Annotated in this window: 11 protein-coding genes; 10 read left to right on the plus strand and 1 reads right to left on the minus strand. The window is 33.0% G+C overall.

From position 1 onward, the window contains the following. Positions 1-371 precede the first annotated feature (371 nt). Genes F0000_RS07045 through F0000_RS07070 form a run of 6 tightly spaced genes read left to right on the plus strand, consistent with a single transcriptional unit; the run spans position 372 to position 5,406 of the window. Entirely contained in the window at positions 372-809 is a 438-nt protein-coding gene (locus F0000_RS07045) for a hypothetical protein (RefSeq protein WP_149624008.1), read from the plus strand. 31 nt (positions 810-840) lie between these two features. Then, positions 841-1,257, plus strand: coding sequence for a hypothetical protein (locus F0000_RS07050; RefSeq protein WP_149624009.1), 417 nt, complete (start codon positions 841-843; stop codon positions 1,255-1,257). Positions 1,258-1,279: 22 nt separating this feature from the next. After that, a complete protein-coding gene (locus F0000_RS07055) occupies positions 1,280-2,209 on the plus strand; it encodes an ATP-binding cassette domain-containing protein (protein WP_149624010.1) in 930 nt (309 codons plus the stop codon). Positions 2,210-2,211: 2 nt separating this feature from the next. Further along, positions 2,212-2,937 (plus strand): ABC transporter permease subunit, encoded by a 726-nt coding sequence (locus tag F0000_RS07060; protein WP_149624011.1) that lies wholly within the window; start codon positions 2,212-2,214, stop codon positions 2,935-2,937. Between the two features lie 14 nt (positions 2,938-2,951). Beyond that, positions 2,952-4,457, plus strand: a complete 1,506-nt coding sequence (locus tag F0000_RS07065; RefSeq protein WP_149624012.1) for a Gldg family protein — start codon at positions 2,952-2,954, stop codon at positions 4,455-4,457. Further along, entirely contained in the window at positions 4,450-5,406 is a 957-nt protein-coding gene (locus tag F0000_RS07070; RefSeq protein WP_149624013.1) for a DUF4340 domain-containing protein, read from the plus strand. The genes F0000_RS07065 and F0000_RS07070 overlap by 8 nt, the downstream gene beginning before the upstream one ends. Positions 5,407-5,734: 328 nt before the next feature. On the opposite strand, the gene F0000_RS07075 is transcribed toward F0000_RS07070, so the two are convergent. Next, on the minus strand, positions 5,735-9,493 hold the full coding sequence (locus F0000_RS07075; protein WP_149624014.1) for a G8 domain-containing protein: 3,759 nt from the start codon (positions 9,491-9,493) through the stop codon (positions 5,735-5,737). 1,190 nt (positions 9,494-10,683) lie between these two features. On the opposite strand from F0000_RS07075, the gene F0000_RS28090 reads away from it, so the two are divergent. From F0000_RS28090 to F0000_RS28570, 4 genes are all read left to right on the plus strand, one after another. After that, a complete protein-coding gene (locus F0000_RS28090; protein ID WP_223148881.1) occupies positions 10,684-12,081 on the plus strand; it encodes a hypothetical protein in 1,398 nt (465 codons plus the stop codon). A gap of 647 nt (positions 12,082-12,728) precedes the next feature. Then, the gene (locus tag F0000_RS27640) at positions 12,729-12,902 is read left to right on the plus strand and encodes a hypothetical protein (RefSeq protein ID WP_188112040.1); all 174 of its coding nucleotides are present in this window, start codon (positions 12,729-12,731) and stop codon (positions 12,900-12,902) included. Between the two features lie 440 nt (positions 12,903-13,342). After that, a complete protein-coding gene (locus F0000_RS07085) occupies positions 13,343-14,485 on the plus strand; it encodes a N(5)-(carboxyethyl)ornithine synthase (protein ID WP_149624015.1) in 1,143 nt (380 codons plus the stop codon). A gap of 1,324 nt (positions 14,486-15,809) precedes the next feature. Next, a partial coding sequence (locus F0000_RS28570) for a phage integrase N-terminal SAM-like domain-containing protein (protein ID WP_368668078.1) occupies positions 15,810-16,007 on the plus strand: 198 nt, incomplete at its 3' end.

Consider the following 16,007-nt stretch of genomic DNA (forward strand, 5'->3'; position numbering starts at 1 on the left):
TTAGTTTTGGTATTTGATTTGATTTTTTTTTATTTGTCAAATAAAAAAATATAGTAATGCGATTTATTAAATTAGAAAACAGTTATTTGCCTGTGTTTTCGGTTTGGTCGATTGACAACCACTTTTTTACTCATATATTGTCTTCATACATAAACAGGCTTCATAAGATCAGTAAACTTCTTACAATCTTCCCATCGGGGATAGATTTTTTTGAATTTAAGTTTTATAGATAGAACTTAAATTAATCATTTTTAAAAGGTATTAATCTTTTTGTATTAAAATGAAAGCATTAGAAAGAACATTTTCTGCTGAATTCATTCTATTTCGTTTAAACGAATACTTATTCAAAGTATAATTTAAATCAAAATGTTATGGAATTTTTAGATATACATAAAAATAAGAAAAGTTATAGTAATCAAAACAACCCAAACTTAACTTTTGAAAATATACAAATGGCTTCTACTTCTAGAGGAATAGGTCTTAGCATATCTATCTCTTACTTAAAAAAGAACAATTTTAAGGTTGATATAAAGGGTAAAATGCTACGTGTCGGCATGATGGTTTCAAAAATTACTGCTTATAATAAGTCCCTACTTAAAAAATATTGCAAATACATCTTTATTGAAGGTCATATTGCACTCCCCTATAGAAAGCAGTTACCAATAGATACCATAAAATATAGAATAGAATCACTATTAATTCAGCGTATTGAAAAAAGCAGGGAATACAATAGAGAGATTAAAAAAAAGCGTTCAAAAATCTATCATTACATTCAAAACAGTAAAGAAGTTTTACAACTTATATCATAAATTATTGTACAACATACTAAAGGTCATCACAATGAAAACAATAATAATTACCGTCGTATTCCTTATAACTTCTGTAACGAACTTACCGTACGCTCAAAACAGGAATGATAAAAATAAACCAGATGAAAGAATTGAAGTAAATAAAGAGTATGATGAACACGGAAATCTGATACGTTATGATTCTATTTATTCTTATTCCAGTACTACTGGTACTATAAACAGGTCGCATTTAGATTCCATTTTTAAGGACTTCTTCCCTAATCAACATTCGTCTTTTTTTGGAAATTCATTTGAGCTAGATGAATCTATATTTACTGATAGTTTTATGCATATTGATTCTATATGGAAACAAAGGATGCTGGATCAAAAAAGTTTGTTTGATCATTTTTTTGAATCTAAACCCCAAAAAAAAGATACAACCTATATAAAAAAACAAGGCAAAATATAAATTACCAATTACATTAGTTTTTATGAACATACAAATCGAGAATTTAACAAAAACGTATGGCCCTCAAACAGCTGTAAATAACATCAGCTTTGACGTCAAAACTGGCGAAGTACTAGGATTCCTTGGGCCAAATGGTGCTGGAAAATCCACTACAATGAAAATGATCACGGGTTACATCGGTATCGGAAAAGGCGACATTCGTATCGGTGGAAAAAGTGTTAGAGAAACATCGGATGACATAAAACAACATATAGGCTACTTACCAGAAAACAACCCTTTGTATCTGGATATGCCTGTAATAGATTATCTGGAATTCTGTGCTGCAATCCAAGGTCTTGATAAAACACAGATCAAAAAAAGAATCAAAAAAATGATAGGAATCTGTGGGCTCAATCGGGAGAAACATAAAAAAATAGGAGAACTCTCCAAAGGATACCGACAACGTGTTGGACTTGCACAAGCAATGATACACGATCCCGAAATTCTGATTTTAGATGAGCCGACTACAGGATTAGACCCTAACCAAATTATTGAGATCAGAAAATTAATACGCGATCTGGGGAAAGAAAAAACGGTGATTTTAAGTACACATATATTACCAGAAGTAGAAGCGACTTGTGATCGTATTTTGATTATCAATAAGGGTACTATCGTTGCAGACGGTACAGCTGATACTTTAAGAAAACAAGCTCAGGGCAATGAAATACTAAGAGTACGTATTGAAGATGCTGATCCCAACATTGTCATACAATCAATCAATGAGCTCCCCACAGTACGTGAAGTCGATTTTGTAAAAAAAGACACTAATCTTTTCGAATTACAAAGTGTATCCGAACAAAGCTCCAGAAGATCCATATTCGATCTATGTGTACAGAAAAAGTGGGTACTTACAGAGCTTACCCCCTTAGAAACCAAATTAGAAGATATTTTTAGAAACGTAACAATGAATTAATTATGCGCACTATTTGGACTATTGCAAAACGAGAATTAGCAACTTTTTTTGATTCGCTAATCGCCTATATCATCCTCGGACTATTTTTAGGGTTTAGTGGTTTTTTTACGTGGCTATATGGCAATGATATTTTTTTGGTAGGGCAAGCCAACCTGAGAGTATTTTTTAATATCGCTTCCTGGACATTGTTCTTTTTTATTCCTGCTATTACTATGAAAATGCTGGCAGAAGAACAAAAAACAGGAACTTTAGAATTGTTATTGACAAAATCAGTAACGGATCGACAATTAATCTTGGGTAAGTTCCTAGGATCTTTACTATTGATTTGCATCGCTTTAGTAGCTACCTTACCGTATATAATTACGATTTCTAATATAGGAAATTTAGACAATGGAGGAACCATTTGTGGTTATCTAGGATTATTTTTAATGAGTATTACTTATACGGCTATTGGGATTTTTGCCAGTAGTATTACCACCAATCAAATAGTAGCTTTTATGCTGGCTCTACTAATAGGGCTATTTTTTCATATCATTTTTGGTGTTTTGGCCGATAATTTTACCGGTATTACGGGACAATTATTGGACTCCTTAAGTCTACAATCCCATTTTGAGTCTATTTCAAGAGGAGTTATCGATTCTAAGGATGTCATCTACTTCTTATCTGTTACTGTATTAGGTCTTTTTCTAGCAGAAACTTCATTATCAAAAAGGCATATGTCTAAATAAATTTATTACGCAAAATGAAAAAATTAAGTATTACCATACTTTTGATTATAGGAATTCTGGTATTTATCAATCTTGTATCAGAACAATTCTTTTTTAGGATTGATCTTACAGAAGACAATCAATATACATTAAGTGATGCCACCAAAGATATTATGGAATCACTAGAAAATCCAATTACTGTAAAAGCTTACTTCTCTGAGAACCTCCCGCCAGATATTGCTAAAACCAAAAAGGATTTTGAGGAATATCTTATAGAATATGCGCGTCTTTCTGATAATAATCTAGTGTATGAATTTATTAACCCTAATGAAAATGAAGAAAAAGAACGACTGGCAATAGAATCAGGCGTTAATCCGGTAATGATCAATGTAAGAGAAAAAGATCAAATGAAACAACAGAAAGCTTTTCTTGGAGCTGTACTAGCGTTAGAAGAACAAAAAGAGGTAATTCCTTTTATGCAACCAGGAGCTCCTATAGAATATCTTTTATCTTCTTCGATTAAAAAAATTGCAGTAACCAATAAGCCGTCAATAGGATTAATACAAGGTTCTGGAGAGCCTTCTTTACAACAAATGATACAGGTAAAGCAAGGATTGGATGTATTGTATAATTTGACACCGTTGGACCTCAATGATTCTGTTCCGATTCCGGATACATTTAAGACCGTAGCTTTAGTAAAACCCTCGGATACTCTAAAAAAAGGAGCCTTAAAACAATTAGATGACTTTTTAGAAAGAGGTGGTAATTTAGTCGTAGCATTAAACAGAGTTGATGGAGATCTTAACAGGTCTTATGGCTCAGTTGTTAATACAGGTGTTGAGCATTGGTTACAGGAAAAAGGAGTAGACATCAAAGATGATTTTGTGGTAGATGCGCAATGTGCTTCGGTCAGTGTGCAGCAACAACAAGGAATGTTTCGTTTCAATTCTAATGTTTCTTTTCCGTATTTACCCATCATCAATACTTTTTCTGATCACCCAATTACCAAAGGATTAGAAGCGGTAATTATGCAATTTGCAAGCCCAATTAACTATACAGCAAATGATTCTTTAAAGAAATTTACACCTATTGCTTTTACCTCAGAAAAATCTGGAAGTGTAAAAGCTCCTCAATACTTTGATATTCAAAAACAATGGACAGAAAATGATTTTCCATTACAAAAACAAACTGTCGCAGGAATACTGGAGCAAACTCATCCTAATGGTAATAGATCTCGAATTTGTATTATTAGTGATGGAGATTTTGCTGTAAATGCTAATCAAGAGCAGCAAGTGCAGCCTAATAATATAAATTTTATGGTCAATGCTATAGATTGGCTTAGTGATGATACGGGGTTAATTGATCTCAGAACAAAGGGAATTCAGTACAGACCAATTGAGGTATTAGAGGATAGTACTAAAACAGTATTAAAGTATTTCAATTTTTTATTCCCAATACTTCTAGTAGTCATTTATGGCGTGGTACGTATGCAAATGAACAAAAACAAACGAATTAAAAGAATGCAAGAAAGTTATGAGTAAAAATATTAATAATAAAGTATTGGTTGGTGTCTTGGCAAGTTTAGCAATCATCTTTTTGGGGACAAATTATTTTAGGAAAAATAACAATAAAACTACCTTAAAAACAGATATTATTGCAATTGATACTTCTCAAGTATCTAAGATTAGAATACAAAAAGTTGCTACAAATGGTACTGAAATCACTTTTTCAAAAAGTACTCAAGATTGGCAGGTATCACAAGGAACGATTTCTAGTGTTATGAAACCTGAAAATATAAATATGATCCTCGGTCAGCTAACACAGCTTACCATAGAGCGGTTAGTTGCTAAAACAAAAGATAAATGGGCTACATATCAATTAAAAGACGCTACAGCTATCAAAGTGATTGTAGAGGATAATCAAGGAAAACCAACAACCTTGTACCTTGGAAAAATTAAATATGAAAAGCCTGCAAATCAGTATAGTCAATATAATCTTAATGGATCTACATATATACGCGTGAATGATGATCCAAAAGTGTATAGTGCAAAAGGAATGCTATCCAATACCTTCAATCGGGATTTTAATTCCTGGAGAAATTCTGATTTTTTAAAAGTAGACAAAAATTCAGTAACCAAAATTCAGTTTGATTATCCAGAAGAGCAGCGTTTGATACTCCACAAAAAAGACAGCGTTTGGAATATAGGAGAAATAATTGCTGATTCAACAAAAGTGGCTCAGTACTTAACAACTATATCTTATAAAAATAATTCAAAATTTGCGGATACATTTATACCTAAAACAAAAGCTGATTACAAAATAAGAATTGAAGGAAATAATATGAATGAAACCATAATTGAAGCATATAAGGATACAATAGCCAGCAAATTTTATTTAAAATCTACTATGAACCCTCAAGTCTTTTTCGAAAGTGATTCTATCGGAATTTTTAAGCAATTATTTGTTAGTAGCGATCATTTTATTAAGTAACGAATTATTATACCAGGAACGCACCTCGACTTTTTCTATTTCTGGTTTTAAAATATTCAAATAGAAAACATTTTTTTTTTAGACAAAAAAGAAACCTTGGTATAGCCAAGGTTTCTTTTTATTGTAGTACTCATCTTGAGTAATACGATTTATAACTAAAAATTTCGCATATTCATCGTTTCTTTTTCCTTTCTACTTCGTTTAAAAAATAAACCGTAGCTATAGCTATGCTTGATTTTTTTGCCTTGCATAAAGAAAAAATAATTCAATGAATTTATACGAATTTTTTAATCACAAATCGTATAATTAATACTTTGACCTACAAAATTTACTCTTTGTAAACCTTTGCAAAAATTTCTTGTAATGATTCACTATCTATAATATTTACGAAATAGATTCCTTTTGCTAATCCTGAGATATCAATTAGATAGTTTTCATCGACAATAAAGTCCATCACTTTTTTACCATTCAGACTATATACAAATCCTGTGCTTTCTAATGGTACATTCTCAAAGTATAATAAGCCTTCCGTTGGGTTAGGGTACATACTTATAGAAGCATTCAAAACATCATTGTTATCTCTTGTAGTGCCAATTTTTTCAACCTTGATGGCAGATGCCAAGTCATTAAAACGGTTATCTTGTAAACAGTCATCATCTGCTATAAATTCTCTAGTCCTGCCAGAAAGTCCTCCATGTTCATAAAGTGTTACCTTATACCCATTTGGAACACTTAAAGAAGACAAGCGGTCATTTGGGAATTTTGCCGTAAATTCTTTAAATTCAAAAGTTCCTTCTCCAAATGATGCACTAGTTCCGCTAAAAGCGCAACCTCCAAATACTCTTACTTGACGCTCTACTTTAATGGCAGAAGTAATATTATTAAAATTATTATTATCCAAACATCCATCATCTCTAGTCAATACTAAAGTTCTTCCAGAAGGTCCCCCGTGTAGATAAAGCGTCACTTTGTATCCACTAGGCACTCTAATAGATGACAATTTATCGTTTGGAAATTTACTTGTGAATTCTCTAAAAGCGAAAGTTCCTTCACTGAAATTAGCGCTTGTACCGCTGTAATTACAACCATCAAATAATACTACTTGGTCGCTATTTGGGTCAACTACAGAAATAGTAAGTGTTGCTTCACTGGTTGCTCCATCATTATCTGTAGCTACAATTCTAAGCGTATAGCTGCCAGCACTTAAATTTTGTAATAAAAGATCATCTTGACCACTAGCGCCCCATTCATAAGGAGTTATATTTTCTTGTCTAACAAGTGTGCCGTTCACGTACAATTTTACATTATTAATAGTTCCGTCTGCATCACGTGCGTTTGCTTTAACATACAAATTATCACCAATATTTAGATTTTTGTTTGAAGGTGATACAAAACTAACTACGGGTTTAGTGTTCTGAGATGGACCTGGATCAGCTTTCACAAAGTGAATCCAATTTCCGTGAATACTTTCTCCACGATTCATTAGTTTAAGGTAAAGGTCGTTATTACCAGCCCTGAAATAACTATCTACTTTCGAATTTCTAAGAGCTCCAAGCGAATTTAACTTAGAAAAGACTTGCTTTGTTTGATAATTTCTAGGCTTGATATTATTAGCCTGATCTACCAATTTTAAAATAACACCCACTGTATTTGAAGGCATACTCCACTGGTGAAGCGACAATAACATATCCTGAGTATCAATATTGAATCCTTCTGGGAATCGCAGTGTATATTCGGCACCAGCTTTTAAGCCTACTCTTCTTTGATTAAATTCATTTCTTTTCTTAAAATCTATAGTAACCCCTTGCGGAGATGTAATGGTGACTTTAGGTCTTTTATTTTCTCTAGTAGGATTAGAACTTGTAGGGGTTTCAAGATTGACATAACGTTGTTTTGTCACAATAGATTTGAATTGATCATTGGTACTACCCGTTCTTTTGTCTCCTAAACTACTATCGAAAGTCCATGGATCTAATGGAGCAAAAGAATAACCAGGACCACCACCAAAACGAGATGTCAACGTACCATCACGATCATACACATCTCTAATGCTTAAATGATTAGCTCGTTGCGCCGCATTCATCTTTGAGTAGGATCCATCATTTTCATAAGATAACCCTTCGGTTTCTGCACCTGATCGCACACGGTTTCCACCACCTTGAGCTACAAAAAATCTTCCACCAACACCAGCAATATGTGCATTTTCTATAATTGTATTTCCATGGTAAAGTGCTAAACCAGTAACTTCTTTATTACGTTCATTAAGATTTCCTCGACTGCGTATTACCAACAAGGCATCTTTGATCAAATTGGGATCAGAATCCCAGCTAAAGAAGTTGTTATCAGCCGCTTTAAAGTTTGTAAACGTATGTCTGACATTGGATACCAAAGGATACAATCCAATTCTTGTCAAATAAATCGTCAAATTTTTATAAACAGGATCAATATTACCAAATGTACGCTCTTTTTCACCAAAAGCACCACCTCCATCAGGAGCATTCCCTCTTAAGGCTACTACAAATCCAGTGACACTAGAATGTACTGTGTTATGATCAAAATTAGCTAAAGGAGTTTCTCTAGGTCTAAAATTTGCATATTCTGCAATTTTTCCGGCAGCACCTCTGGGTAATGCTGGTTGTCCAAACCAAATTCCGGATCCTTCACATCCCGCTACTACATTACCTATATAATCGTTTCCTGCATTCGCAATCCAAAAGGCAGATGTTGTTCGTGATCGATCTGTTCTATCATGAAAAGTATCTGTTTCATCTACCACATAAGCAGCAGCTCCAGGTCTATTATCGTCGGGATGAACTCTATGAATACCATAAGCAATATTATTAATAAACTTGTTGTTCAACTCTACACCGTCTTCTGTGAAGAATCCATGACCGTGAACATCGTGTAAAACGATACCTTCAACAACCACATTATCGGTGGTATGTACTACTACTCCACGATTGTTACTGTTAGTAATAGAAGAATTTCTGAAGTAATCTCCTGATCGATCTCTAGCTACATGCCAGTGAAAAGGGTACCTTCCTAATCTTCCTGCCTGTCCCATAAGATCTAGTTGAACACCTTCGACACTTATTTGTCCTGCAGACGGCATGATCATGATATGACCTCCAACTCCATTTTTGGCTTTACCTTTACCTTCTTTAACTAATTTTGCTCTGTCCCCGAAGAAATTATCGGTATCCTGCGCTTCTGTTCCTTTTATTTTTATATTTCTACTAAGTAATGCCACTTCTGCTCGTAAATCTATAGAAAAGGTCTTTCCTGGATTGATACTTTGCGGGTCTAGATCTTTTCCATAGGTCTCAATTTCTCCATAATGCATATATGTCAACGGGCGATCTAGTGTTAATCTTGTATTGGCACCAAGATTTTGAATTGCGGTGATGGTTCGAACATCCTCACGGGTATAATCTGTAGCACTACTGGCTATAACAATCTGATCTCCAACTTCCCAGTTTAGAACCCCATCATGTTGTGCTGAAAGTGCACCAGAATGGTTGCGATCAATAATATTAGCTACTGTGATAGTTCTAGCACCAATAGCGGCAGTTTGAGATAATTTGGTAAAGGGGAGTCTATTTTCTCCAAAAAATTGAAGTCTTCCTCCGCCTCCGGCCATAAGAAAACCATCATTTTTCTTTATATCCATATTCATGCCATTAGCCATCGGCACTGATTGGTTGGCATTAGGATCGGTTCCTGTTAGGGTAAGCGTAAAATTTCCTCTATCAAAACGGTTGTTAGCTTGACCTATCCTGAAGACACCGCCGCTGTTTACGTGCACCCATCGAGTGGTTAGCGCCTTGTTGAGATTTCCATTTTCATTTACATTTAGTGTGCCGTGTACCACAACTTCTTTTGCAGTATGGCTTCCAACAATATTTACCCTAAAATTTTTACTGATTATGGCTCTTTTATTAGCATTAGGGACGCCATTATCCCAAGTATTCGCTGAATTCCAGTTTCCGTTGGCTTTAGCTTTAGTCACTTGTTGAGCAGTGATATTGAATGTTGTTAAGAAAATAAGTATAAAACTCCAAGAGCTCTTAAAAATAAAGTTTTTCATAATATTTTTTTTTAAATAAACGTTTATTGAGCTATTTTAGTATAAAAAAAACTCCTGTTACACAGATAGTTAGACCAAATACTATTAGAATCCGACAAAAACCCAAAAGGAAGATTTTTTCTTACGGATTGATTAATTTTACTGAGAGCTATCCATAGGAAAAATCTTTAAATCGGTGCAAAGAAAGAGAGGTTTAACCTACGGTTACACGATTTGGGGTAATATTTTGTTTAGTGCTGAAGTATTGAATCCACCAATAGTAGATTGTTTAAGGTTTTATTATCGACAGATTTTCAGTTAAATAGTCTTATAATATGTAACTAATCAGCCTATTCTTTTTTATAAATAAAATGATCTAAGTGCTTATTTTAAAAGCTATTATCTTGTTGTTATTAAGAAATGTCAATTTTGGCTATAAATTTTCAATAAAAAATTAATGTAATTGATTATCAGTCTTTTATATATAGAAGAAGTGAGTATACCAGGGCAAACTCATGCTTTGTTAATTTTCTTAAATTACGATCTATTTAATTTAGTATCATGTCCTTACATTTAGGACTTTTATATTGCCGCTATAGCCATGACTTTTTTCGATTTATCTGGTTTTAGTAAAAATGAAAGCTCAAAAAGCTTCCATTTTTGTTTAATAAAATCTAATTATAGAAATAACCCCAAACATTTATTTTATTGCTTCCAATCAGCTATATCTATAGCTTTATACAAGCCACTTTATTAGTATGAATACAACCGAGCTATTTTGATTGTTTTTTTGTTTCCGTATGAATCAAGGGTAGTATAATTAATAAAACATTATTTAAATTCAGTCTAAATAATACTGTTTTTGATTTAACAACTCTTTAGTTTTGTTCTAATCTTCACCGACTTTAAATTATAAGAAAATGAAAAAAATATTGACAATTCTGGTTTTTACATAGTCATTTTTTTTCAAAAAAAATGTAACAAAACTAACATTTTGTAAAATCAAAATAAAAAAAGTTATATTTTTGTTAAATAAAAACCTTAACCACCTAACTGTTAGGAAATTAATTATTTACAGTTTTTTAACTTTTTTTTTATTGTAAGTAAAACTAAAGATATAGGTCTAAACTTTTGAAAATTTTTCACAACTCTAGAGAAGACAAAAGATACGTACATTAAAATTAATAATTAAGATTTAAAAATGAAAAAAAATGAAAAAATTTAATTTAATATTTGTGACAATATTGTCACTAGGTCTATTTTTTGCAAGTTGCGAAGGTGAAGATGGTCGAGATGGTATCGACGGGATTGATGGACAAGACGGAGTGGACGGACAAGACGGAGTGGACGGACAAGACGGAGTGGACGGACAAGATGGAGAAGATGCTGTTGTAGAGATGATGGTTGATGCAGCGGATTTATTATTGACTAGTATTTCTACTGATGGAGGAGTTCCATTTGATGCTGATAACCCGGCGGTAGATTATCCAGAAGAAGCAAATGTATTTTTTCCAAGTGTATTAGGTGTAGATTACACGGTAGACAGAAATGTTGCTCCAGATGGTCCCACAGTAAGACTTCCTATGTTTCAAGGCTGGGAAATAGTTAATGGAACCCCACGAGAGCTATATTATGTAATTACAGAAGCTTCAAATAAAGAACTAGCAAGGTTATTAGGAGTTATCTATGCGCCTAGAATGGCAAATGCAATTGGTTCTGGTGGCGATCAAAATTCTACCTGGAGTGATGATGGTAGACTTGTTTTCGAAGGAACAGTAGACTTTTCTCCAGCAAGAAGTTTAGTAGCAGGTGGACTTTCAAGTGATGGGTTATTATTTGGATTCCCTCCAGCAGAAGTTAATCCAGGTGCAATTGCAGATGAGAACTGGTCTTCTTATGTCGTATTACCAGGAACAGATGTAATTATCAATGCACAACCAATAGCAAATAGTACAGGTTTACACGATAGAATTCCACATGGAAACGGAACATCTTCAGAACAAGAAGACAATCAGAATAATCCAAATTTAGATAGAAATGGAGCGGCGGTAGTATTACAATTATTAGACGGCTGGCATAATGGCAGACCTTATTACTTCCATATTGTAACCGATACTTCTGATCCAGCTCCTGCAGCAATTGAATTGGGAGTTTTTGCACCAAGATTAGCGCAATTACCATCATTTGGAAACTTCCCTGGAGGTTCTATGTTACCTTTTAGTCCTACAGTAAATGGTAGAGGAGATACTGGTGATGGTTTATTCCAAGGACTAAATACAGCTTCTTTAAGTAACAGACAAACTATGGATCCGACAAATACATTCCCTATTGATCCAAGAGATCCTGATTATGCACCAATGTGGGATGCTCATTTAACAGAATTTACAGTTCCCGAAGAAGAGCGTGTAATCCTAAAAAGTTTCGATCAAATAAATGAATTATTGGAACAAGGTATTTTAAGACCTTTTAGAGGTAATTTAAATCAATATCCAGCATCAAATTCTTTGTCAGATTTGTTAACGGCAGCAGGAGCGATTATCAACTGTCCGGTAATTTCTCAACCATTTAGCAGCGCAATTGGTCAACAATATGGTAATCCAACAAATTAATTAAATATTATCATAAGTAAAATTTATTAGTTGATAAGTGCCGAACTATTTTGATAGTTCGGCATTTTTTGTTTGTATGATTAGTTTAGTTCTGAGATTTTTTCTTGACTTTGACAGTTTAAATCATTAACATTCTAATAACGAGTGTTATAAAAAAATAAGGGTGCAAGCTGTAGAAGAAGCCTATACTCATATTAAAGAACTTGTATACTTTTAAACAATGATGTAGGAAGTACATTATCCATTATTATAACACTCACTGATAATGATGATGATTAAACGTTATACTATTGATATATATCCTCATCGCGCATCACAAAACCCTATGGCATAATTTAAACTATTGAAAGCGTCGTTGATTCATTAAAGAAAATCTGGTACGCTTTTTATGAAATCCTCTTTTTTAAAATCAGAATATATATTTTCGAAGTACCATTTCCCTGATTTACTTTTCACGCATTCGGATATAATACTACTATTTGAATTTACTGAAATAAAATGTTCTTTTTTCTTCCTCACTGAGATAATAAAATATGCTTTTTTTCACAACGAATTCAAAGTGCAATAGTATAAGATAAATCTTCAAAACATAAGATCCAAAATATATAGTTGATTTATAACGCCCAAGACCAAATCTAGATATAAAAATGGATATGATTTATCTTACGGGCGAAGTAAGTGGATTTAATTCATTTTATTTTTACTTTCCTGGTAAGGATGGTTTGTTTGTCGGATTATACAACAAACCCTTAAAAAATTACTCTAAATTAATGAACGAAACTTTGGATATGTGTAATGACCTTAATTGGTTTGAAGAATAATTAGATTTTTATATAAAACTAAATAGTAGAAAAGTAAAAAATATTTATAACTATAGATCTGATCTTATCAAATAAAAAATAAATATACGGTGTATATAGTGCTGTTTTTTCACGGAGAACGAGAAAATAATATTACTTGTTTTTTTCTATTTCAAATTACTAATTTATTCAGTCTCATCAATTATACTGATTGAGACCTGCTAATACGCTTATTTAAGGTATCTTTGGTATCGGATTATTTATCCGTTGATATTATCATACTTGTAGGTTTTAGCCTTGGAAACCCAAAAGGTCACTTTCTATATGTCTTTTCTGATTATTGATGCGCTATATCACTTAATGACTGATTTTTAAGTAACCATTTACAACAATCTTATTAAGACGTCTTGTTTATTTCATTAATAGCGACCGTCAATTTCAATTGAAAAAACAAAAATCATATGGCTTTATCAAAAATCGGTGTTATTGGAACTTCAAAAAAAGAAGATGAAAGGCGCGTCCCTATTCATCCAGAACATCTGAAAAGGCTTCCAGAAAACATTCGCAGACAGCTTATTTTCGAAAAAGGATATGGAATTCCTTTTAATATTAAAGATGAAGAAATTGCAGATCAAACAGGAGGAATGGCATCACGAGATGAGATATTATCAGATATTGGGCATGCCATTATAGCAAAACCAGTATTGTCTGATCTTGAAGCGTTAAAAATGGGTGGCGTCCTTTGGGGGTATCCTCACTGCGCTCAACAAATGCAGATTACCCAAACGGCTGTAGATAGAAAACTAACATTAATAGCCTTCGAAGATATGTTCGTTTGGAAGCCAAATGGAGAAATGGGTAGACATACTTTTTATAAGAACAATGAAATGGCAGGTTACTGCGCTGTTATACATGCCTTGCAACTGAAAGGCATAGATGGGCATTATGGAAATCAAAGGAAAGTGATTATATTTAGTTTTGGTGCCGTCAGTAGAGGAGCTATTTACGCATTAAAAGCTCATGGGTTTAGAGACATCACTGTATGTGTTCAAAGACCTGATCATGAGGTCAGAGAAGAGGTGTTGGATGTAAATTACGCTCGAATTGTTAAAAACGAAATCAATGATCCTCGATTGCTTATAGTAGAACATGACGGATCAGAAAAACCCCTGTTAGATTTGATCAGTGATTCTGAGATCATAATTAATGGTACTTTTCAAGATCCGAATGATCCTATAAATTTTGTAATTGAAGAGGAAAGGTCTCGATTAAAACCAGGTACGTTGATCATCGATGTTAGTTGTGATGAAGGAATGGGTTTTTATTTTGCTAAACCAACCAGCTTTAAAAACCCAATTATAGCAGTAGACAAGATCGATTATTATGCGGTGGATCATACTCCAAGCTATTTTTGGGAAAGTGCTTCAAGATCAATTTCTGCGGCACTAATTGTACATTTAAGATCAGTACTCGAAGGACGAACAGGCTGGTTAGAAAATATTACTATCAAAAATGCAATAAATATAGACGAGGGAGTAATAGTAAAACAAGCCATTCTTAGATTCCAGAATCGCAAAGAAGCTTATCCTCATGTAGTGAATTAAGTAAACTACCTCAGGGAAAGGATACGAGACATTTATTGAAAAAACAAGTTGATTTCGAGGCAAGCCTCGGAACATTTAAATCTCGATTATCGGGTAAAGTAGTCAACAAGATTTGTGTAATTGCAAGAAAACAGTATGCATCCCTATTAGGACTCATCTTGATTACAAATAATAATCAATAAAAACCCAGACAACTATGTCTGGGTTTGGACAATTTTATCAAAAAAGTGGCTTAGCAGGAAAATATATCCACCCCTTTTTTGAATCACGCATTAAATCAAAGAATTAACATAGTGCTACAAAGTTGCTCTATCTATTTATGACATTATTGTTTAATCGAGCTATAACATTAAAACTTCTTAATCCCTTTGAACCTCCAGACTAACCATATAATACGATTTATAACTAAAAATTTCGCATATTCATCGTTTCTTTTTCCTTTCTACTTCGTTTAAAAAATAAACCGTAGCTATAGCTATGCTTGATTTTTTTGCCTTGCATAAAGAAAAAATAATTCAATGAATTTATACGAATTTTTTAATCACAAATCGTATAAGCCGTGTTTAAGTTTTTGTAATTAATTTTGTGATATGCTATCATCAAAATATTTGACTCTTACAAAGCAAAGCACGATGTTTTATGTTCTTTAGGATAAAACTATGTTCTAAACAGGGAATTAATCTATTTTATATTGCCTAAAAATTTAATCTGATGGCTATACCCGAAAATTTTACAGTATTGGGAATATGGTAATCCGTTTGATCCTTTCAGTCTAATATCGTTCCAAAAGCACCATATTAGATCTATGAATCTTCTTTCTCGTCTGAATTAAAAAGTAATTTAATTCAGTTTACGGTGATTTCATCTAAGAGCTGATGTAAATGTTCGGGCAAATGGAATATGGAAAAGATATATCAAACTTCGCAGGTAAAATGTTTACTACTAACTCCGACAAAGAAGATTTTCAAAAGGAAATTACAGAGATTCTGTACCTAACTGGATCTAAACAACCTACATATAAATGACATGATGGTAAAAATGAATACACGTATTGAAAGTTAGACCCCAAAAATGATAGCAAATTGGTACCGTTTTAAAGAATTAAATAGTTGAAAATTCCCTGTTTTTTTGTAAATTATTGTATATTAAGGATATGGAATATAAAGAAGGCATGCCCTATATATTCATGTTGAACTAAACCTTCGGTAACTTTTTTCTGCTGGATTTCGTAATTTAATAGAAATAATTAAAATCTATAACTTATGTATCAAAAAAAAGAGTTGAGTCTTGCTGTGAAAAAGCAAAAAGAACTGTACCGAACTTCATAAAGGCGTACCAAAGATATAGAAAGGTTTATATCGCCTCTGGATATTCAGAATCTACCTGCAACAACTACTTAAGTGCTTTATGTCAGATCAGTTTGTATTATGATCAAAGTTTTCATCTACTCAATGATCAACAAATTACTGAATATATGTATCACTTACGACTTCGTAAAGTAAGTCATTCTTCTATTAAAATG

The sequence above is a fragment of the Aquimarina sp. RZ0 genome (assembly GCF_008370685.1).
GTDB lineage: Bacteria > Bacteroidota > Bacteroidia > Flavobacteriales > Flavobacteriaceae > Aquimarina.